Origin of the sequence: Streptomyces apocyni (assembly GCF_009739465.1) — a bacterium.
Taxonomy (GTDB): Bacteria; Actinomycetota; Actinomycetes; order Streptomycetales; family Streptomycetaceae; genus Streptomyces; species Streptomyces apocyni.
Genome location: NZ_WHOM01000005.1, coordinates 1 through 481 on the forward strand (window position 1 = coordinate 1; position 481 = coordinate 481).

Below are 481 nucleotides of genomic sequence, written 5' to 3' on the forward strand. Positions count from 1 at the left end.
AGTTCCACCAGTCCGGTACCGGGCAGCAGGACCGTCCCGGCCACCGCGTGCTCGGCCAGCCACGGATGCGTACGCAACGAAAGACGGCTGGTGAACAGGTACTCGTCCCGGTCCGCCATTCCCACGGACGCGCCCAGGATCGGGTGCCCCATGGGGTGCAGGCCCAGGCCCGCCGCGTCGGCTGGTGCCTCTGTGGCGTTCAGCCAGTAGCGCTTGTGCTGGAAGGCGTAGGTGGGCAGGGGGGTGTGCTGGGCGCCGGTGCCCGCGAAGTACGTCTGCCAGTCGGCTGTCACCCCGATGCAGTGGGCCTGGCCGATGCCGGAGAGGAGGGCGTCGGGCTCGTCGCGGTCACGGCGTTGGAGCGCGACGGAGGTGATGGTGCCGCTGTCGAGGGTGTCCTCGGTGAGGGGGGTGAGGACGGCGTCGGGGCCGAGTTCGAGGTAGGTGCGGACGCCGGTGTTGTGGAGGGTGGTGAGGGCGT

The 481-nt window shown here is 70.7% G+C and carries 1 pseudogene; it reads right to left on the minus strand.

What is annotated here, in order from left to right:
* Positions 1 to 481, minus strand: a pseudogene (locus GCN81_RS31670) (polyketide synthase dehydratase domain-containing protein); the annotation flags it as partial.